Raw genomic sequence first — 17,189 nt, 5'->3', positions numbered from 1 at the left:
CCCACGGCACCAGCCCCCTCAACCGACTTGTCCGAACCTGCCCATGCCGTGAAGGACGGAAAGGATGGAATCCGGCCATTCCCGTGAAGGAGTGCTGAAGCCTCGCGTGGCGCCCGATGATGGACGAGTGAGAGCACTGGGTGACGGACTGCTGTGGGACCTGACACCCGAGCGGGAATGGGGCAGCGCGGATGCCGCGGTGCTGCTCCTCCCCGGAGTGGGGGGCGGCGCCGCGGACTTCGTGCACTGGACCCGCCACCTCACCCCCGGATTCCGGATCCTCTCCGCGGGCTATCCGGGGCGGCAGACCGGCGGAGCGGCCCCCACCCCCTCCCCCGCTCCTGGCCCGGCAACCGGCCTTGCCGGACTCGCCGTCCAGCTCGCCGACCGGCTGATGCACCACGTCACGGAACCCCTGCTGATCTTCGGGCACAGCATGGGAGCGGCTCTGGGCTACGAGACCGCATGGCACCTTGCCCGTCACCGTCGACCGGCCCTCGCCCTCCATGCCTGCGCAGCCTTCTCGCCGCCCGAATACGCGAGCTTCGACCTGAACAGCCGGGCCATGGACGACGCCGCCCTGATCGCACTCGCCACGGCGCTGGCCATCCCCCTGCCCCGGGGAGAACGCGCGCAGCGCCACAGGGAAGCGCTGCGGGCGCTGCGTACCGACCTCGCCCTGATCGATGCCTACGACTACGGACCGCACCTCAGAGCGCTGGAGTACCCGATCACCGTATGGAGCGCCCGCGACGACACCGTCATCCCTTCCGCCTCGGCCCGACGATGGCAGCCGATGACCCGTCACCCCCTCGCGCACCGCACCCTTCCCACGGCTCACCACTGCCTCAACACCCTGCAGGCCATCGAACCGATCACCGGCGCCCTGCGGCGCGAGGTCCCGTAGAGCTCGTATCGCGATCTTGTTGAGTGTGGCCGGTCAGCCGTGATGTGGGCGGTGTTCTGGCTGTTCGTGAAGGCGTGAGCAAACGGCCGCGGAACGTGGAGGGTGCACTGTGGGTACTGATCGAGTCGTTGCTGCTGCCGCGGCCTGAACGGCGCCGGGGCCACAGCCGGTGCCCGACAGACTGTTTCTGCAGGGCATCCTGCACGTGCTCTACCAGGACATCAGCTGGCAACTCCTGTTCCTGGAGCTGGGTTTCGGCTCGGTCCCGGCCTGCTGGTGCCGACTGGGCCGCCGACGCGCGACCGGCGACGTCGACCGGCTGCACCGCATCCTGCTCGCGGGACTGCACGCCGTCGGCGAGCTCGACTGGTCCCGTGCGTGTGCAGATGCCTCCCACATCCGCGCGAAGGGGGGAGCCGGGACCGGCCCGTCACCGGTCGACCGCCGGGCCGACAGCGACGCAGGCAATGAGGAGTAGGTCCTGCCCGACGGGTTGAGCAACTGGCACGCGAACGCCCTCATGACACTCGCGGCCTTCGCGCTTCAGGCGAGAGCTGGTGCCTACTTGTACCAGTAGCGCACGCCTCGGTGGTGGGAGCAGGTCCCGCTGAAGATCACGCACGATCACCAGCAGGCTGGACTCCACGAGGCACTGGCGACAGTTGATTGGGAGAGCCCACCAGTAGAGGTCGAAGGACGCCGCCTACGAGGTATGACAGGGGCGGGGCCACGGCCAAGGCGTTCTCCGCGGAACTCAACTCCGGGGCGTGCCGGGGGCGTCGAGGTCACTCACGGCCGCACGACCCCGGAGAGGGGCTTTGTCGGCAGCCCCGCCTACCCCCTTCGAGGTTTGTGTTTCCTCCCTTCAGAACCTCCCGCCTCGCGTGCATACTGGGGCCCGGAAAGTTACCCGGGGTACGTGGGCGACGGTCCGGGATTCTCCTCGGGCGTTACCAGGCAGGGGTCTGACGGTGCGTCATCCGGTTGACGTCGGAGGAGGTCACCCGAGGTTCCCTCCTCGGTCGGCACCCATGTGAAACATCGCACGTGGCCCGAGTTCCACACTTCTCAGGAGCCGTCTTGCACATACCGAAATATGTCACCGCCGTCTGTGCCACCGCCGCGGCGACGGTCTTGGCCACCTCCACGTCCGCGACCGCGGAGACCGGCCCTGAGAAGGACAATTTCCTTCCCGCTATGGTCCATTCCATCCTCCACCTCGACATCGATCCGCCGGGGGCCAATGACTGGAACTGCCGTCCCAGCGCCGCCCACCCGCGTCCGGTCGTCCTGGTGCACGGGACCTACGAGAACCGCTACAACAACTGGGCCCGGATGTCCCCCGAGCTGAGGGCCCAGGGCTACTGCGTCTACGCCCTCGACTACGGCGACACCGACGACGCCGGAGTGGCTCTCGCTCCCACCGTCAAGGGTTACGGAGACATCAGGAAGTCCTCCGAGGAGCTGGCCGCCTTCGTGGACAAGGTGCTCGCTGCCAGCGGCTCCGGCCAGGTGGACCTTGTCGGCCACTCCCAGGGCGGTACCCTGGCCCGCTGGTATCTCAAGGCCGACGGAGGCGCGAACCCGACCGACCCCTCGAAGAACAAGGTCAAGAAGGTCGTCCAGCTCGGCGCGACCAACCACGGCACCACCATGAGCGGCATCGAGACTCTCGCCGACAAGCTCCACATGCTGGGCCCCGGGGAGAAGCTCTTGGGCAAGGCGGGCATCCAGCAGTACGAGAAATCCGACTTCATCAAGGAGCTCAACGCCGACGGGGACACCGTTCCCGGGATCGACTACACCGTGATCGGCACGAAGTACGACGAGATCACCACCCCCTGGAAGAGCACGTTCATGACGGCGGGCCCCGGAGCAACGGTGCAGAACATCACCTTGCAGGAGGGCTGCGTCGTCGACTTCTCCGCCCATCTGAGCATGTCGTACAGCCCGCGTGCGATCGGATTGGTCAAGCGGGCCCTGGATCCCTCAGCCCCGGCGGCTCCCTGTGTGCCGAGGGCGCCCGCCTTCTGATTCCAGCCCGATCACCTTGGCCGATCTCGAACGTCAGTCGGTCGCCGGAGGATGCCGGAAAGCAGGGCGGTCGACTCCGCCCTCCAATCCCGTGAAGATCTGGCGGCCGCCATTCTGGACGGTCTTCAACGCCCTGGTTTCACCCCAGGAAACTCAACCGCACCTGGCCGTCCGGGTTGTCCTTGTTCGGCCATGGTGCTGGAGATGCCTGCCCCCGTCGTCGCCGATGCCCGAGGTTCCCATCAGGTCACCACAACTCGCCTCGCATCCGAGGCCGGTGGGGGTTCGGCGGGGAACTGGCGACAGTTAAATAGGCGAGCTCACCAGTACCAAGCCCGTGCCCGTCGGGGGCGATCGAGGTCCACGACGCGTGACGCTGCCAGGGGGGGGCGGGACACTAGGGGTTGTCCTAACTGGCGGGTCCATAGCATCTGGACATGAAGATTCCGAATGGCGCCCGCCGCACCGGCACCGCCCTCGCCGTCGCCGTGACGTTGACGGCAACCGCCCCCACCGCCCTTGCCGTGTCTCCGCAGTCCGCCGTGACCGCGCAGCCGCAGGCGGCCCGGCACGCCATCCCGTTCACCGAGGCCGTCGTCACGCAGCACGACGACGGCTCGTACTCCGTGAACTGGCATGCGCCGGGCGTGCAGTCGGTGACGGTGTACGCCGGCGGGCGCGAGGTGGCCCGCGGTGGCGCCGAGGAGAGCGTGGCGGTCCGCGGTCTGCCGGCGGCCGACCGTCAGTGGTTCCGCCTCGTCCCCGACCAGGGCGACCCGCTGACACTGGCGGACCGCTCCCTCCACCTGGCGAGCGCCCCCAACTTCCGCGACGCGGGCGGCTATCGGACCGCCGGCGGGCAGTGGGTGCGGATGGGCGTGCTGTACCGCACCGGCGAGCTGTCGAAGCTGACCGACGCCGACGTCACCAAGCTCCGGCGCCTCGGCATCCGCACCGACTACGACCTGCGCGCCCCGGGGGAGCGGGCGAAGGCTCCGGACCGCATCCCGCAGGACACCCGCTACGTGGTCGCCGACGTGGCCGGCGAGGACGTGGGCCTGCCCGCCACTCCCGAGCAGGCGGCCGAGCTGATGACCGAGGCCAACCGCGCCTATGTCTCGAAGGATTCGGCGCGCACCGCCTACGGCGCCCTCTTCCGCGACGCCGCGAACCCGGCCGCGCAGGCGCTGGTCTACCACTGCTCGGCGGGCAAGGACCGCACCGGCTGGGCGAGCGCGGCCCTGCTGACCGCGCTCGGTGTCGACCGCGGAACGGTCATGCGCGACTATCTGGCCACCAACGAGTACCGGGCGGAAGAGGTCAAGGCGGCCCTGAGCCAGGCGACACCCCACGACGCGGCCATCCTGAAGCCGGTGCTGGAGGCGCGTTCCGAATACCTGAATGCCTCCTTCGACGAGGTCGAGAAGCGGTACGGAACCTTCGGAAATTACCTTCACCAGGGCCTGGGGATGACCGACCAGGAGCTTGCCGGACTGCGCTCGGCCCTGCTGACGGATTGATTGAGGGCGGGGCGGGGCTTCAGTTATCGAGCCGGCGCCGAATCGCTTCACGAAGACCGAGATGCGATCTGTCGGCGGGCGGAATCCCAGACCTCCTCGAACTCGCCGGCGACCAGCGACTCGGGAACCTCTCTCAGCCGGTCACTCAAGGCCGGTGAAAAGCCCCACGAGCGCAACGGCCCCTCCCGCTCGCCAGTTCGTTGTGGACAGCGCACGCGTGCTTCCGGGTTCAATCATCGTTGAATGGCGGAACATCAGGCGGCGGCTGAGTATGAGTGACGAGCGGCAGGTCGCCGTAGACCACGGTCAGCCACCGCTCTGGGCGTTCGCCGCGCGTGAGAGGCCGGTCGTCGACCGCGATGGCGTCGGGGACGAAGAGCTTGCGGTCGACCGAGGCCACGGTGTCCTTCCACTCCGGGAGAAGTGCGCCCTTGTTGGTCAGGATCTCCAGGAGCCGTTCCGGTGAACTCAACGCGTCCGCCTCACTTCTTAGCGCATGCCGCCGGGGCCGCACAGGTACCTCCGGGCTCCGACGGCGGCGGTGAGGTCAGCGAGTCGCTGCGAGCGTTCGGCCGAGCCGGCAATCGACTGCTGTGCAGGATGCAGCCCTGCCAGCCAAGGAGGTCCAGCAGGGCCCGGGCGGATGCTTCGGCAACAACCGCCGTCCGGTCACTGGTGACAAAGGCGTCGAGAACGGGGGCCAGGGCCTGCTGGAAGGCGGGCCAGTGGGGGCTGCTCCCGTAGTGCTGCCGAAGGATGCGGGCGGCGCGCTGCCGGGACCGGGCCGGTTCGGCCATCACCGCATCGCCGACCGTGGTGTGGCGGCCTTGGGGAAGGTGGGTGGGGATGGACAGCCACCGACGGTCTGCGGGGTCGTTCAGGGCGGCGAGGTGGGTGCGGTGCTGGTAGTCGCGGCGGGTGAACTGGACGTCGTCCAGGACGATCCAGCAGTCCGCCGCGAACAGCTTGGCCAGCGTGGTCAGGCGGGGAAAGAGGTTGGGCTGGTGGATGGCGCACAGCCCGCCCGGTGGTGGGTCAGGTGGTGAGCAGGCGGCTGTCGAAGCCGTCTTCGAGGAGGGTTTGGTAGGCGGCATATACGTCCTCCGGGACGTCCTGCTCGATGGCGAAGCCGAGCTTCGGGTACTCGATCACCCGCTGCAGGTCGCCTACGAGCTGGTCGACAACGAGCTTCTCGTCACCGATCGTCTTGAGGTAGTCGTCGAACTCCAGTGGTGCCGAGGCGCAGATCACCTCCGCCTCGGGCCAGAGCTTGCGCGCGGTGGCGAACGCGCGGCGCTCCATGTAGGGCATGGAGACCAGCAGTACGGTCTTCACCGCGATCCCGGCTGCGGCCAGGACGTTGCGGGAGAAGGTGATGTTCTGGCCCGTGTTCCTGGCCTTGGGTTCCAGCAGAACTGCTTCGTCGGGGACACCGAGGGCGAGTGCGTGCTCGCGGAAGTGCACGGCCTCGCCCCGGGGGAACCGTCCCGGGTGGGTGGGGTTGGGTCCGCCGGAGAAGACGAGGGCGGGGAAGAGCCCGCCCCGGTACAGCTCGGCGCAGAAGACGGGGACGCCCAGGTCGTGGCTGCCCAGGCCGATCGCAGCGTCCACAGGCCGCAGCTCGTGGCCCATCTGGTGGTAGTCCCAGATCAGCTTGGCCCGCTGGCGCTGGCCGTCGGTGATGCCCCGCTGGTTGTCCGTCGTCACTGGTGTCCCTCTCCCTGCTCACCGCCGCGTGGGGCTGGTGCCCCCCGCGGTCTTCCGGATGCTCTCGATGCTGGCCAGCTGGTGGCTCATGCCGTATTGAGCGGCCAGCTGAGCGGCCTGATCGAGGGCCGTCAGGCCATCATCCCGGGTGGCAGGGTCGGACAGCAGGATGTGTCCGTGGGCGGTGTCCATGCGCACCCGCTGCATAGGTGAGTCAGTCGTGCCGGTGCTGCGGGCGGTGCCGATGAAGTGCAAGGCCTTGTTCAGGTCGCCGGCGCCCCGGTGGACGAGGGCGAGTTTCTGGTGGGCGACGGACCAGTCGTCCGGCTCGCCGAGTTCTTCGAAGTCGCGGATCGCGGCGAGCATGACGCGCCCCGCATAGTCGTGCTCGCCTTCCTTGCTCAGCGCGGTCCCCACCCACAGGCGGGCCCTGGCTCGGTCACGGCGGGCGAGCCGGTCATCGACAGCCAGCTGTTCGTAGTGGCGTGCGGCGCTTGCCAGACGGCCGGACATCTCCGCCACGACGGCCAGGGAGAGATCGAGCTGGGCGACGCGGCGGGGGATGTCGAGCTGGGCGAAGACCGAGCGGGCTCCGGCATACGCATGCTGGGCCGACAGAGGCCCGACCACCATCCCCTGGTCGCGCTTGAGATCGCCAAGGAGGGCGGTGGAGCGTGCGAGGAGATACAGGCCCTTGTCGTCCAGCTCCGGCGGCTGGAAGCGGGCCAGCCACCGGCCCAGCAGGTTGTCGGCGAACGCGAAGTTCTGGCGGCTCAAGGCGACGACGACCCGGTCCAGGTCATCGGTCCACGACTCGTACTCCCAGGCCCTGGGACCTGCCGAGGTGACACGGCGGATGGTCACGGGCGGCCCGCCGGCCTCGGAGAGGAACGTCTCGAACCGCAGATGCACCGGCTCATCCGCCCGCGCGAGAGCGGTGTCCAAGATCGACTGCGTGTCCGGACGAGGTGCCGTCGCCGTCAGGTGCTTCTCCCACTTGGAGACGGTCCCCACAGCGACACCGAGGTCCTCGGCGAACGCGCGAACGCTCATCCGCAGGGCAAGGCGCAGGGCCCGGGCTTCCAGACCGGTCCAGTGGTGCACGGTCGCCACGCGTTGCTCCCTTCCGAGAGCTCATGCAAGCACGGCGCATGCATGCGGAGGGACGGAAGTGCAACGCAAGTGCAACACCAGGTCATTTCGCGACCGGTGGTCAGGGAGGACGCTTCAACACACAGGCCACAGAGCCGATTTCCCGGGCGCGGCCTCTTGTTTCATCCCTCTGAGCCTTTTGGACGGTCACCTCTATGGAGCCCCTTACCGAGCACCGTCATGTCAGCGGCCCGGTCGTCTACGGCTTCCTGCGGCTGGACAACGTCTCCCCGGCCCGTGCGGCGGCCCTGGAACTGTCGCTGGCCGAGTACTGCCGTCAGCACGAGCTGTCCTTGTGCGGCCTGTTCACCGAACGCATCGTCACCGTCAACTCGGCAGCATTCACCGGGCTGATGGACGTGCTGGACGTGCCCGGCACGTACGGAGTCGTCCTGCCCTCCGCGCCCCACCTGGGCCCGAAAGGCATAGCCGCAGGGCGGAGACAACGCATCACGGCGACCGGAGCCCGGCTGCTGCTGGCCCGCAAGGACACCCCAGTCCAGACCCGCCGCAGGCACCCCGGCCCGGGCAACTGCCCGAGCCGACACCGTGGACTTGGCCCCGCACCGGCGCTGGAGGCCGAATCATGACCCGTAGCGTCCGCACAAGCAGGCAGACCACCAAGGCGGCCTCCCCCAGCACGGAGCGGCCACACCTTCCGGTCCGGCACCAAGTGGCCTTCGCTGTAACGCCGCACGCGCGTGCCGTCGGCGAAGCCCGGCGCATACTGCGCGACACCCTTCTGTCCTGGGGCGCGGAGAGCGAGGAGGAGGTCCCCCAGGCCGAGCTGGTGGCCAGCGAACTGCTCACCAACGCACTGCGGCACGCTCCCCGCGCGGAGTTGGCACTGACCGCAGCCGAAGGCGGCGGCTCACTGCTCATCGAGGTCGAGGACGGCGGGAACCCGGTGTGCGCACCGACCGTGCAGCAGGCCGCCGAGGACTCCGTATCCGGCCGGGGCATGGCCATCGTCGAGGCCCTGGCGGAATGCTGGTCCTGCCGCCCCCTGCCCCATGGAGGCCGCAGCACCTGGGCCATCCTCTCCTGGCACAGCAAGGCCGGTCGATGACCACCACCCCCGACATCGTCCCCACGGACGAGCTGTTCGCACAGCACGAGGTCAACGTTCAGCAGCGGCGGTTGCCGGACGTGATTGCCGCGCGGATGCGGCGCACCGGGCTGGTCACGGTCAGCGGGCTCACCTCCCCGGAGATCGTGGCCAGCTTCGCAGACCGGGTGATGTACCGGACCGTCTACGCAGGTGACGGTCCGCTGGGCCTGCACGAGATGCGCGACACCGGTGAACACGCGCACCTCGTCGGCCGTGCCGAGCTGACGCGGGCAGCGCTCGACGTGCACACGTACCGCGCCGATCTCATCCACCCGCCCCAACTGGTACTCATGGCCTGCGGACGAACTCCTTGACCACCGCTCTGATTTCATCCTGGTCAACCGGCACATCGCCGGGCACGTCGCCGAAGCCGTCGTGCATGACACGCCGCAGACGCGGACGCTGTCGAATCACCTGCCGGTCGAGGTCCGCCTCAGCGCACAGCCGGTCACCCGGTGACCGCGCGGGCGGTATCGAGCAGGGTTCCTGCTCCGTGGTGCAGCAGATCTTCGGCAACGCTGCGCCCGAGGGCCTCCGGGGCGGTGGCCGGGCCGGTGGCGGTGACGGCGATCTCGCGGGTGCCGTCCAGGGCGGTGACCCGGGCCGTCAGGGACAGGCTGCCGTCGCTGCGGGTGCGGGCGTGCGCGCCGAGGGGCATGTCGCAGCCGGAGCGCAAGGCGGTGAGCACAGCCCGCTCGGCGCGGACTTGGGCGTCGGCCTCGCGGTTGCCGAAGTCGGCGAGGATGGTGCGGAGCATCGTGTCGTCCTCGCGGACCTGGATGCCGAGCGCGCCCTGCGCGGGGGACGGAGTGAAGGGCTCCACAGGCAGCAGTTCGCTGATGTCCTCGGCGCGGCCAAGGCGGCGCAGGCCGGCAGCGGCCAGGACCACCGCGTCGAGACCACCCGCCTTGGTCTTGGCCAGGCGTGGAGGGACGTTGCCGCGGATGGGGATCATGTGCAGGTCGGGGCGGGCTGCGAGGAGTTGGGCGATGCGGCGCGGTGCGCTGGTGCCCACGCGGGCACCCTTCGGTAGGGCGTCGAGGGTGCTGCCGCACAGGGCGTCGCGTGCGTCCTCGCGGCCGGGCGGCGCCAGCAGCACCAGCCCCGGCGTGAGTGTGGCGGGTAGGTCCTTGGCCGAGTGCACGACCAAGTCCACCTGCTTGTCGAGGAGGGCGGCTTCCTGGGCGTTGGAGAACGCCGCTCCCCCGGCGGCACGGGAGACCTCGGCCAAGGCGGTGCGCCGGTCCCGGTCCGCGCTCTCGGTCACCACTCGGTGTCGGAAGACGACGTGGGGGAAGCGGCGGCGCAGGGGCGCCAGGTACTCGGCGACTTGGGCGCGGGCCAGATGGCTCGCCCGGGATCCGACCACGACCACGGTCATGACGCCCAACTTCCTGTGATGAACGGGGGGTTGGCCGCATCGTAGCCGCCCCACAACACGCCGCTTTCCGACATTTTGTCGGCCTTGATGATCTGGAGATCTCCGCGAAGCCCGGCGTCTGCCCGGCCGTCTGCCGGTCGAGGCGTCTTCGCCCCTCCCCCGCACGAGTAAGGAGCCGACACCCTCATGCCCGGCACCATTGCGTTCCCGCCGTTGGGCGGCGACCTCTTCCTCCCTTTGGTCGACCGGCTCGACGAGGCCGAGCCGGCCCGGCTCAGGTCTGCGCCGGTCCTCACGCCCGAGCAGCGCGTGGCGGTCACGATGCTCGCCCTGGGTGAGTGCCAGCATCATGTGTCAGTCGACCTGGACCTCAGCCCGTACCGGCTCCAGGAGCTGCTGCGCTCGGCAGCACGGCGCCTGCATCCCCCGGGCGGCGGCGTCCCCGCGCTCGTCAACGCCGCCTACTGGCAGCCGGCGTTCCCGGCACCCGCGCTGGAGACGGCGAATCCGCCGGAGCTGGGCCCGGTCGAGCGGGAGGCCCTGCACGCCCACACCCTCGGGATGTCTCTGCGCCATCTGCAACGCTCCCGCCAGCGGCCCCGGCACGAGGTGGGCACCGCTCACCAGTACCTGCCGGCGAAGCTCCAGGCCCGCACCACCGCCCACGCCATCCGGCGCGCCTGGCAGTTCGGCATCCTCCACCGCCTCGTCCCCCACAGCGCACCGCCGGCCCACCTTCACCACCGCAGGGGGTACTTCGTGGGCGTGATGGCCAGTTTCCTCAACCCCTACACGGCCCACGAGGAGCAGCGGGCAGAGGCCCAGTTCAAGGGCGAGGGCATGGTGTCGATACCCGGGGTGGTCCGCGTGCGGTGCGGGGTGACTGGGACGCGCTCCGAGTCCTGCCCGAGCCGGGGCAGCGGGCGCTGACGGCGCTGGGTTCCGGCGCCGGTCCGGTCCTGGCCAGCGTCTACACCGGCCAGTGGACAGTTCCTCATCGACCGCGGGTCCGCCGACCAGTGGGACCTGCGGGGGCGAGGTGCCCGGCTACTGCGGCCGAACACCGTCATCGAACTCCCGCTGACCGCCGCCTGCGCCCACACCCGGGACGTGCGGTGGGTCGTCCCGCCCGGCGGCTGGACCGACCCGCACCAGCTCTACCGCGCTCTCAGCGACACAGCCACCCCGCCGGCCACCCGAAAGCCGTCCGGCAGGAAGAAGAAGTCCGTCGTGCCGAAGCCGGGTCCGGCCTCGTGAGGGTCGTCACCCGGCCGTCTGCAAAGCGTTCGCCGCCCGGACCCCGGCGGCACCTGAACCAGGGTGCCGGCCGGTCGTTTCCGGCAGCAACGCAAGTTCTCGATCGGGTGACGCGCCACGGTCGAGTGAATCGCACACCGCCTCGCGGGCCGCCCGCCCCGCGAACACAGGCTGATTGACGATCGCTCGAATTCCTGGACGATGCACCGCACTTGGGAGGCCGTGACCGCACCCCTCCGGGGGTCGTTTCTCCGATCACTCGTCCGATCTGCTCGTCAATGAGGAGGCGTAGTGCGTCACCGCCAGGGCCAGTTCACAAATGCTACGGGGGTGCGTTTGTGATTCGAACACGGTCAGAAGGCCGGCCACCGCGCTGGGACGGCCACGGGGGAGACGCGCATGACGCAAGTGCCCCGCTGCCGCCTCGTCGTCGACGTGATGGTGCTGATGGTCCGCGATGACGGACGGTGCTCTGCGCGAGGTCGACGAGGAAATCGGGGTCACCATCGCACGCCGCGACTTGGAGTTCTGCCACGCCATCCACCACCGCAACCCCAGGGGCGAGGGGCGCATGGGGATGGTGTTCACCACCCAGCGGTGGGCAGGTGAGCCGTCCATCCGGGAGCCGGAGAAGTGCTCGCAGTTGGTGTGGGCGGATCCCGCGCGGCCGCCGGCGGACTGCGTGCCCTACACCGCGGCCGTCCTGGAGCGGTTCTGCGCCGGGGACTTGATGTCCGAGCACGGCCGACCGGCGGGAGGGGCAACGTGAAGACGGCGCAGCAGAAACGGGCGGCCACCGTGATGGGCGAGAAGAACGGCTGAGGAGGGGACATGGACGAGATCGTTTTGATGTGCGACCCGAGGGTTGCGGCCATCGGTATCCAGGAGTGCGGCGAACCGCTGGTGGACGTCCGCCGGTCCACACTGCTGGTGGACGACAGCAGGAGCGATGCCCAGGGCGCGTTCGCGCACCTGCGCGAGGGTGTGCTGGAGCGGCTGGTGACGGCCCAGGCCGGGCTTCCCGAGGGACTGCGGCTGCTGGTCGTCGAGGGCTACCGGCCGCTGGCTCTGCAGGCCCGCTATTTCGAGGAGTATGCCGCCGCGCTGCGGGCCCTGAACCCGGCGTGGTCGGAGGACGAAGTGCGTGCGGGGGCGTCACGGTATGTCGCACCTCCGGAGATCGGCCCGCACACCGCCGGGGCTGCCGTCGACATCACCCTTGCTGATGCGGGCGGCCGGGAGCTGGATCTGGGCACCCGGACGAACTCCACGCCCGAAGAGAGCGACGGCGCCTGTTACACCGCCGCGGTGAACATCAGCTCCCGGTCGCGCGAGCTGAGGCAGGTCCTCGGCGCGGCCCTCGCATCGGCCGGCCTGGTCAACTACCCGAGCGAGTGGTGGCACTGGTCGTACGGAGACCAGTACTGGGCGCTAACCACCGGTGGCTCCTCCGCCCGATACGGCCCATGCGCTCTGCCCCTTCAGGGCCGCTAGCAAGGGGATTGAACGTCGCGTTCTCACCAACCAGGGGAGGAAGAAAACAGTGGGTGGTTCTCAGGGGGGCACACAGGCCCGGACACGGCCTCCGTATCCGGAGCCGGTGGACATCGAGCGTAAGGCGCAGTGGACGAAGTCGGCGTTCGACCGGTACGGCATCGGGCAGTTGGTGACGACGATCCCGGCCGTGCTGGCGCAGGTGTTCCGGATGGCGTGGCGGATCGATCGTCGTGACGTGCTGGTCATGGTCGGTGCGCAGGTGGTCTACGGGATCGGGTCGGCGGTGGCGTTGGCGGCGACGGCGCGGGCGATGGTGCCGGTTCTCGGGTCCGGTTCGGTGTCGTACCGGGTGCACCAGGCACTGCCGGCGCTGGTGGTGATCGCGGTGGCGGCCGGGGTGGGGAGGGTCGCCTACGGGCTGGCGTCGTGGTCGGTCGGGCGGTTGAAGCCGCGGTTGATGACGGCGGCGGACGTCGCGGTGGTCGAGGCGATGCTGCGGGTGGAGCTGGCCGCTTTTCTGCGGCCGGAGTTCTCCGAGGAGCATGAGGCGGCCGAGACCGGGTCGGTGCGCTGTGACCGGCTGATCTATGACGTGCAGTCGTTCATGTCGGCGCTGATCAAGCTGGTGGCGGCGTTCGGTGTCCTGACCGCCCTGCATCCGCTGATGCTGCCCGTCCTGGTGCTGGCGGTGCTGCCGTCGGGGGTGGGGGCGATGGCGGAGGCGCGGATCGAGCACCAGGTCCACCACGCGAACAGCACAGGCCGCAACGTGCGCGGCATGATGCGCTGGTACGTCACCGCGGGCAAACTCGCCGACGAGGTCCGCGGGATGAGCATGGCCGGGTACCTGTCGTACTGGTACCGGACCCTCTCCAAGCGTCTGGACGACCGCACCTTGGTCGGGGCCGGGCGGCAGCTGCGTGCGAATCTCATCGCGGCCGTCTTCGGTGGCCTGTGCCTGTCGTTGGCGTGGGGCACGCTGCTGTGGCTGGCAGTGTCCGGCCGCGTGTCCCTGGCGATCGCGGCGACCGCTGTCCTGGCGGTGCGCACCGCGCTGGGGAACCTGACCAACGTCGTGCACTACGCCGCCAGCTTGTTCCACTCGTCGCTGTTCCTCGGGGACTGGAGCCGGTTCGTCGAAGAGTCCAAGGCCCTGATGCCCGTGGCTGGCACCGTCCCGGCGCCGCGCGAGCCGGAATCGATCCAGGTCCGGGACGTGGTCTTCACCTACCCGAACAAGGAGCGGCCCGCGGTCGACGGGGTCACGCTGACGCTGCGCCGGGGCGAACTCATCGCCGTGCTGGGCGAGAACGGGTCGGGCAAGTCCACCCTCACCCGCCTGATGACCGGCCTCTACACCCCCGACAAGGGCCAAGTCCTCTGGGACGGCGTGGATGTGTCCCGTGTGGATGTCAACGAGGTGTGGGAGCAGACAGGGTTCGTCACCCAGCAGTTCGGCTACTGGCCCGTCTCCGCGCGCGACAACATCACCATGGGCCAGCCCGTCTCCTTCGACGACAACCGGGTGTGGGAAGCCGTCGAAGCGGTGGGAATGCGGGGCGCCTTCGAAGAACTCCCCCACGGCCTGGACACCTTGCTCGCCACGGAGCTGTGGGGCGGGGTCAGTCTGTCGGGCGGGCAGTGGCAGCGCATCGCCTGCGCCCGCGTGCTGTACCGGCGGCCGGCCGTGGTCGTCATGGACGAACCGACCTCGGACATGGACCCGCGCGGCGAGCACCAGATGTTCCAGCTGTTGCGCGAGATCGCCCCGGGCCGGATCACAGTGGTGGTCACCCACCGGCTGGCCAACACCAAGGTGGCCGACCGGATCATCGTCATGGACAAGGGGCACATCGTCGAACACGGCACATATGACCAGCTCGTCAAGGGTGGCGGGCTCTTCCAGGAACTGCACGAACTCAGTCTCGACCGAGGGGGGAGCCGGTGACGGACAAGAAGCGAGCCCCGTTGTCGGAGAGCGAGAAGCTGCTGTTCTCCGGCGCGCTGCGGCACGACAAGGCATGGGCGAAGTACTCCGACCCACTGCTGCGCATGAGCTTTTGGGCCATGGCCCGGCAGTTCCCCAGCATGCTTGCGATGATCGGCCGTATCGCGTGGCGCGAGGACCCCCGGGCCCTGATGGTGCTGGTGGCCGCGCAGCTGGCCTCCGGCGCCATGTCCGCGTTCCTGCTCGTGGCGACGAACCAGGTGCTGGTGCACCTCTTCGCCAACGGCCCCACCCCGGACAAGCTGCGCGAGGCCCTACCCGCACTCCTGCTCGGCGGCGCTTCCTCGGCCGGGTCGGTGCTCCTGGGGTGTCTGATCGTCCAGATCGAGGGGCGCCTGTATCCGAAGATCGAGCTGTCGTGCCGGACGGCGTACTACGGCATGATGACGCGGGTCGAGATGTCCGCGATGGAAGACAAGGACATCCACCGCCGCCTCGCCCTCGGCCAGTACGGCACCGACTCCGTACGCCGCATGCTCTCCAGCTCGGTATGGATCGTCAGCGGTCTGATGAGCCTTGGCGCCGCCGCCGTCGTCCTCGCCTCCCTGCACCCTCTCCTCCTGGCTGCGCTTCTGCTCATCGCGGCACCGCGGTGGTGGGGCGCGGTCGTCGTCATGCGCCGTGCCTACGCCTCCCAACACGCCTGGGTCGACCACCGCCGGGCAACTGACGTCCTGCTCTGGCCCATCACCCGGGCCAGCGCGACCCCGGAACTACGGGTCCACGGAGCCGGGCGACTGCTGATCCACGCGCAGGAAGACATGGGCCGCACCGCCGCGGCAGAGAAAGCCCGCCTGGCACGCGCGGAAGCGATGACAGAGATCGTTACGGCCGCCATGTCCGGCACCGCCCGCATCGTCGCCTACGGACTGCTGTGGTGGCTGCTGATCGCCGGCGGCATGCCGCTGGCCGCAGCCGGGACCGCCGTTCTGGCGATCCGCAACGCCACCGGCTACCTCAACCAGATCGTCACCCAGCTCAACCACATGTGCGAGGAGTCGCTGTACCTGACCGACATGAACAACGCCATCCAGCTCGGCGCCCAGCACGCCATCCCCGACCACGGCACCAGCATCGAAGGCGAAGGCGTGGAAGTCGCCCTCCACGACGTCACGTTCCGCTACCCCGGCGCCGAACGAGACGCACTCCACCAGGTATCGCTCACCCTCCCGAAAGGCAAGGTGGTAGCTCTGGTCGGTGAGAACGGCTCGGGCAAGACCACGCTCGCCAGCCTCATCGCCGGCCTCTACCTGCCCGCCACGGGGACGGTCTCCTACAACGGCACCGACGTCCGCGAAGCCAACCGCGAAAGCGTCTTCGACCGGGTCGCCCTGCTCCCGCAGGACGTCGACTGCTGGCCGATGACCGTCCGGGCCAACATCCACATCGGCGACGCCGACCGGCCGCTGGACCAGGAGAAGATCGAAGCCGCAGCCGAACGGGCCGACATCCGCACGGTGGTCGAAGAACTGCCCCACGGCTGGGACTCCATCGCGGTCAAGGACTTCGAACGCGGCGTGCGCCTCTCGGGAGGGCAATGGCAGCGCATCGGGATCTCGCGCGCCGTCTACCGGGAACGCGATCTGCTGATCGTCGACGAGCCGACAGCCGCGCTCGACCCGAAAGCCGAGATCGAGATGTTCGAGTCGCTGCGCTCCTTCACCGACGACGGCATCACCACCGTGCTGCTCATCACCCACCGGCTCGCCGCCACGGCCACCGCGGACGTGATCTACGTCCTCAACCAAGGTCGGCTCCTCGAATCCGGCTCGCACGCCGAGCTGACGGCCATCATCGGCGGCCACTACCGCGAGCTGTACGAACTCCAGGCCGCCCAGTACGGGAACAAAGCCGTACCCGCTTCCAGGAAGGGGCAACCCGCAGACGCCTGATGCCAAGGGGCGGGGGGATACCGCACGTTGGGGCTGATGAGCACCACGCTCTCAGCCTCACCAACACCAAGCTCCACGAACTCGACCAGAACCGACAGGAGAGCGCATCTTGACCGTGATCGTCGGGCTCATCAACGAAGGCCGGGTGCATATCGGCGGGGACTCCGCCGGTATTTCCGGATGCAGGCTCACCGTCCGCAAAGACCCGAAGGTGTTCCTCAACGGACCCTACGTCATGGGCTTTTGCGGAAGCTTTCGCATGGGCCAGCTGTTGCACCACGCCTTCAAGGCACCCAAGCCCAAAGGCAACGACCTTGACGGCTTCATGACGACCCGGTTCGTCGACAAGCTCCTGCAGAAATCCGCCGGTACCCCCGGGTGGACAGCAGCGCCCCTGGTCCTCGCCCGCGCCGAGGCCGCCGACCACCCCGACGACGCCGCACAGCGCGCCCTGGACGTCCTCGACCGCGTACCGCCCGCGCGGCTGCGCTCCACCGCCCGCCGACACCGTCAGGTCGCGGTCGTGGGTATGCCGGCTCCGTTCGCCGGCCCATCCCCGGTAGTCGGCGACGGGTTCCTCCAGGAAGACGGTGAGATCGCTGTCCCAGATCCGGGCGACGACCTCGTTGACGCGAGCGGTCAGACCGGGGCCCGCGGCTCGACGGCACAAACACCCGCCGAGCCTTTACGCCCTCCCTGCATCTACAACTCCAGCCGACCTGC

General features: G+C 69.2%; 19 protein-coding genes. 13 read left to right on the top strand and 6 right to left on the bottom strand.

What is annotated here, in order from left to right; all coding sequences use genetic code 11:
- Positions 1-127: 127 nt before the first annotated feature.
- The 4 genes from ACWD4B_RS11840 (at position 128) to ACWD4B_RS11825 (ending at position 4,461) form a co-directional block, all read left to right on the top strand.
- Complete coding sequence (locus ACWD4B_RS11840; protein ID WP_451420610.1) at positions 128-907, top strand: thioesterase II family protein; 780 nt, start codon at positions 128-130, stop codon at positions 905-907.
- A gap of 169 nt (positions 908-1,076) precedes the next feature.
- Positions 1,077-1,385, top strand: a complete 309-nt coding sequence (locus ACWD4B_RS11835; protein ID WP_451420609.1) for a hypothetical protein — start codon at positions 1,077-1,079, stop codon at positions 1,383-1,385.
- Between the two features lie 719 nt (positions 1,386-2,104).
- Positions 2,105-2,941: an esterase/lipase family protein gene (locus ACWD4B_RS11830; RefSeq protein ID WP_451420608.1), complete on the top strand. Its 837-nt coding sequence runs from the start codon at positions 2,105-2,107 to the stop codon at positions 2,939-2,941.
- A gap of 437 nt (positions 2,942-3,378) precedes the next feature.
- The gene (locus tag ACWD4B_RS11825; RefSeq protein WP_451420607.1) at positions 3,379-4,461 is read left to right on the top strand and encodes a tyrosine-protein phosphatase; all 1,083 of its coding nucleotides are present in this window, start codon (positions 3,379-3,381) and stop codon (positions 4,459-4,461) included.
- A 229-nt stretch (positions 4,462-4,690) separates the two neighbouring features.
- Here the strand turns inward: ACWD4B_RS11825 and ACWD4B_RS11820 are convergent, their stop codons facing one another.
- Genes ACWD4B_RS11820 through ACWD4B_RS11805 form a run of 4 tightly spaced genes read right to left on the bottom strand, consistent with a single transcriptional unit; the run spans position 4,691 to position 7,281 of the window.
- Positions 4,691-4,933: a hypothetical protein gene (locus tag ACWD4B_RS11820; RefSeq protein ID WP_451420606.1), complete on the bottom strand. Its 243-nt coding sequence runs from the start codon at positions 4,931-4,933 to the stop codon at positions 4,691-4,693.
- A gap of 10 nt (positions 4,934-4,943) precedes the next feature.
- Positions 4,944-5,555 carry a WbqC family protein gene (locus ACWD4B_RS11815; protein ID WP_451420605.1) on the bottom strand — a complete coding sequence of 204 codons (612 nt, stop codon included), beginning with the start codon at positions 5,553-5,555 and terminating at the stop codon, positions 4,944-4,946.
- Positions 5,497-6,168, bottom strand: coding sequence for a YdcF family protein (locus tag ACWD4B_RS11810; RefSeq protein ID WP_451420604.1), 672 nt, complete (start codon positions 6,166-6,168; stop codon positions 5,497-5,499). Before ACWD4B_RS11810 ends, ACWD4B_RS11815 begins: the two co-directional genes overlap by 59 nt.
- Before the next feature lie 18 nt (positions 6,169-6,186).
- Positions 6,187-7,281, bottom strand: coding sequence for a helix-turn-helix domain-containing protein (locus tag ACWD4B_RS11805; protein WP_451420603.1), 1,095 nt, complete (start codon positions 7,279-7,281; stop codon positions 6,187-6,189).
- 194 nt (positions 7,282-7,475) lie between these two features.
- Here ACWD4B_RS11805 and ACWD4B_RS11800 point away from each other — a divergent pair, with 194 nt between their 5' ends.
- Genes ACWD4B_RS11800 through ACWD4B_RS11790 form a run of 3 tightly spaced genes read left to right on the top strand, consistent with a single transcriptional unit; the run spans position 7,476 to position 8,745 of the window.
- Positions 7,476-7,910: a hypothetical protein gene (locus ACWD4B_RS11800; RefSeq protein ID WP_451420602.1), complete on the top strand. Its 435-nt coding sequence runs from the start codon at positions 7,476-7,478 to the stop codon at positions 7,908-7,910.
- The gene (locus ACWD4B_RS11795; protein WP_451420601.1) at positions 7,907-8,389 is read left to right on the top strand and encodes an ATP-binding protein; all 483 of its coding nucleotides are present in this window, start codon (positions 7,907-7,909) and stop codon (positions 8,387-8,389) included. The genes ACWD4B_RS11800 and ACWD4B_RS11795 overlap by 4 nt, the downstream gene beginning before the upstream one ends.
- Complete coding sequence (locus tag ACWD4B_RS11790; RefSeq protein WP_451420600.1) at positions 8,386-8,745, top strand: hypothetical protein; 360 nt, start codon at positions 8,386-8,388, stop codon at positions 8,743-8,745. The genes ACWD4B_RS11795 and ACWD4B_RS11790 overlap by 4 nt, the downstream gene beginning before the upstream one ends.
- Before the next feature lie 134 nt (positions 8,746-8,879).
- On the opposite strand, the gene hemC is transcribed toward ACWD4B_RS11790, so the two are convergent.
- Positions 8,880-9,812: a hydroxymethylbilane synthase gene (gene hemC, locus ACWD4B_RS11785; protein WP_451420599.1), complete on the bottom strand. Its 933-nt coding sequence runs from the start codon at positions 9,810-9,812 to the stop codon at positions 8,880-8,882.
- 186 nt (positions 9,813-9,998) lie between these two features.
- Here hemC and ACWD4B_RS11780 point away from each other — a divergent pair, with 186 nt between their 5' ends.
- The 6 genes from ACWD4B_RS11780 to ACWD4B_RS11755 all read left to right on the top strand — a co-directional run bounded on the left by ACWD4B_RS11780 (position 9,999) and on the right by ACWD4B_RS11755 (position 16,466).
- Positions 9,999-10,742, top strand: coding sequence for a hypothetical protein (locus ACWD4B_RS11780; RefSeq protein WP_451420598.1), 744 nt, complete (start codon positions 9,999-10,001; stop codon positions 10,740-10,742).
- A 180-nt stretch (positions 10,743-10,922) separates the two neighbouring features.
- The gene (locus ACWD4B_RS11775; RefSeq protein WP_451420597.1) at positions 10,923-11,069 is read left to right on the top strand and encodes a hypothetical protein; all 147 of its coding nucleotides are present in this window, start codon (positions 10,923-10,925) and stop codon (positions 11,067-11,069) included.
- 457 nt (positions 11,070-11,526) lie between these two features.
- Positions 11,527-11,838 (top strand): NUDIX domain-containing protein, encoded by a 312-nt coding sequence (locus ACWD4B_RS11770; protein ID WP_451420596.1) that lies wholly within the window; start codon positions 11,527-11,529, stop codon positions 11,836-11,838.
- Between the two features lie 62 nt (positions 11,839-11,900).
- The gene (locus ACWD4B_RS11765) at positions 11,901-12,563 is read left to right on the top strand and encodes a M15 family metallopeptidase (RefSeq protein WP_451420595.1); all 663 of its coding nucleotides are present in this window, start codon (positions 11,901-11,903) and stop codon (positions 12,561-12,563) included.
- Between the two features lie 211 nt (positions 12,564-12,774).
- Positions 12,775-14,514, top strand: coding sequence for an ABC transporter ATP-binding protein (locus ACWD4B_RS11760; RefSeq protein ID WP_451420621.1), 1,740 nt, complete (start codon positions 12,775-12,777; stop codon positions 14,512-14,514).
- Positions 14,511-16,466 (top strand): ABC transporter ATP-binding protein, encoded by a 1,956-nt coding sequence (locus ACWD4B_RS11755; RefSeq protein ID WP_451420594.1) that lies wholly within the window; start codon positions 14,511-14,513, stop codon positions 16,464-16,466. The genes ACWD4B_RS11760 and ACWD4B_RS11755 overlap by 4 nt, the downstream gene beginning before the upstream one ends.
- On the opposite strand, the gene ACWD4B_RS11750 is transcribed toward ACWD4B_RS11755, so the two are convergent.
- Positions 16,366-17,136, bottom strand: a complete 771-nt coding sequence (locus tag ACWD4B_RS11750) for a DUF6228 family protein (protein ID WP_451420593.1) — start codon at positions 17,134-17,136, stop codon at positions 16,366-16,368. The genes ACWD4B_RS11755 and ACWD4B_RS11750 overlap by 101 nt on opposite strands.
- Positions 17,137-17,189: the final 53 nt, after the last annotated feature.

It is taken from the genome of Streptomyces sp. NPDC002536, assembly GCF_053594995.1.
This window is presented reverse-complemented; position numbering and strand designations above follow the sequence as displayed.

Excerpts from the sequence above, each read along its gene's own strand:
- ACWD4B_RS11830 (WP_451420608.1), top strand. The coding sequence starts at position 2,105 with ATGGTCCATTCCATCCTCCACCTCGACATCGATCCGCCGGGGGCCAAT.
- ACWD4B_RS11825 (WP_451420607.1), top strand. The coding sequence starts at position 3,379 with ATGAAGATTCCGAATGGCGCCCGCCGCACCGGCACCGCCCTCGCCGTC.
- ACWD4B_RS11815 (WP_451420605.1), bottom strand. The coding sequence starts at position 5,555 with ATGCCGCCTACCAAACCCTCCTCGAAGACGGCTTCGACAGCCGCCTGC.
- ACWD4B_RS11800 (WP_451420602.1), top strand. The coding sequence starts at position 7,476 with ATGGAGCCCCTTACCGAGCACCGTCATGTCAGCGGCCCGGTCGTCTAC.
- ACWD4B_RS11795 (WP_451420601.1), top strand. The coding sequence starts at position 7,907 with ATGACCCGTAGCGTCCGCACAAGCAGGCAGACCACCAAGGCGGCCTCC.
- ACWD4B_RS11790 (WP_451420600.1), top strand. The coding sequence starts at position 8,386 with ATGACCACCACCCCCGACATCGTCCCCACGGACGAGCTGTTCGCACAG.
- hemC (WP_451420599.1), bottom strand. The coding sequence starts at position 9,812 with ATGACCGTGGTCGTGGTCGGATCCCGGGCGAGCCATCTGGCCCGCGCC.
- ACWD4B_RS11780 (WP_451420598.1), top strand. The coding sequence starts at position 9,999 with ATGCCCGGCACCATTGCGTTCCCGCCGTTGGGCGGCGACCTCTTCCTC.
- ACWD4B_RS11770 (WP_451420596.1), top strand. The coding sequence starts at position 11,527 with ATGACGGACGGTGCTCTGCGCGAGGTCGACGAGGAAATCGGGGTCACC.
- ACWD4B_RS11765 (WP_451420595.1), top strand. The coding sequence starts at position 11,901 with ATGGACGAGATCGTTTTGATGTGCGACCCGAGGGTTGCGGCCATCGGT.
- ACWD4B_RS11760 (WP_451420621.1), top strand. The coding sequence starts at position 12,775 with ATGGCGTGGCGGATCGATCGTCGTGACGTGCTGGTCATGGTCGGTGCG.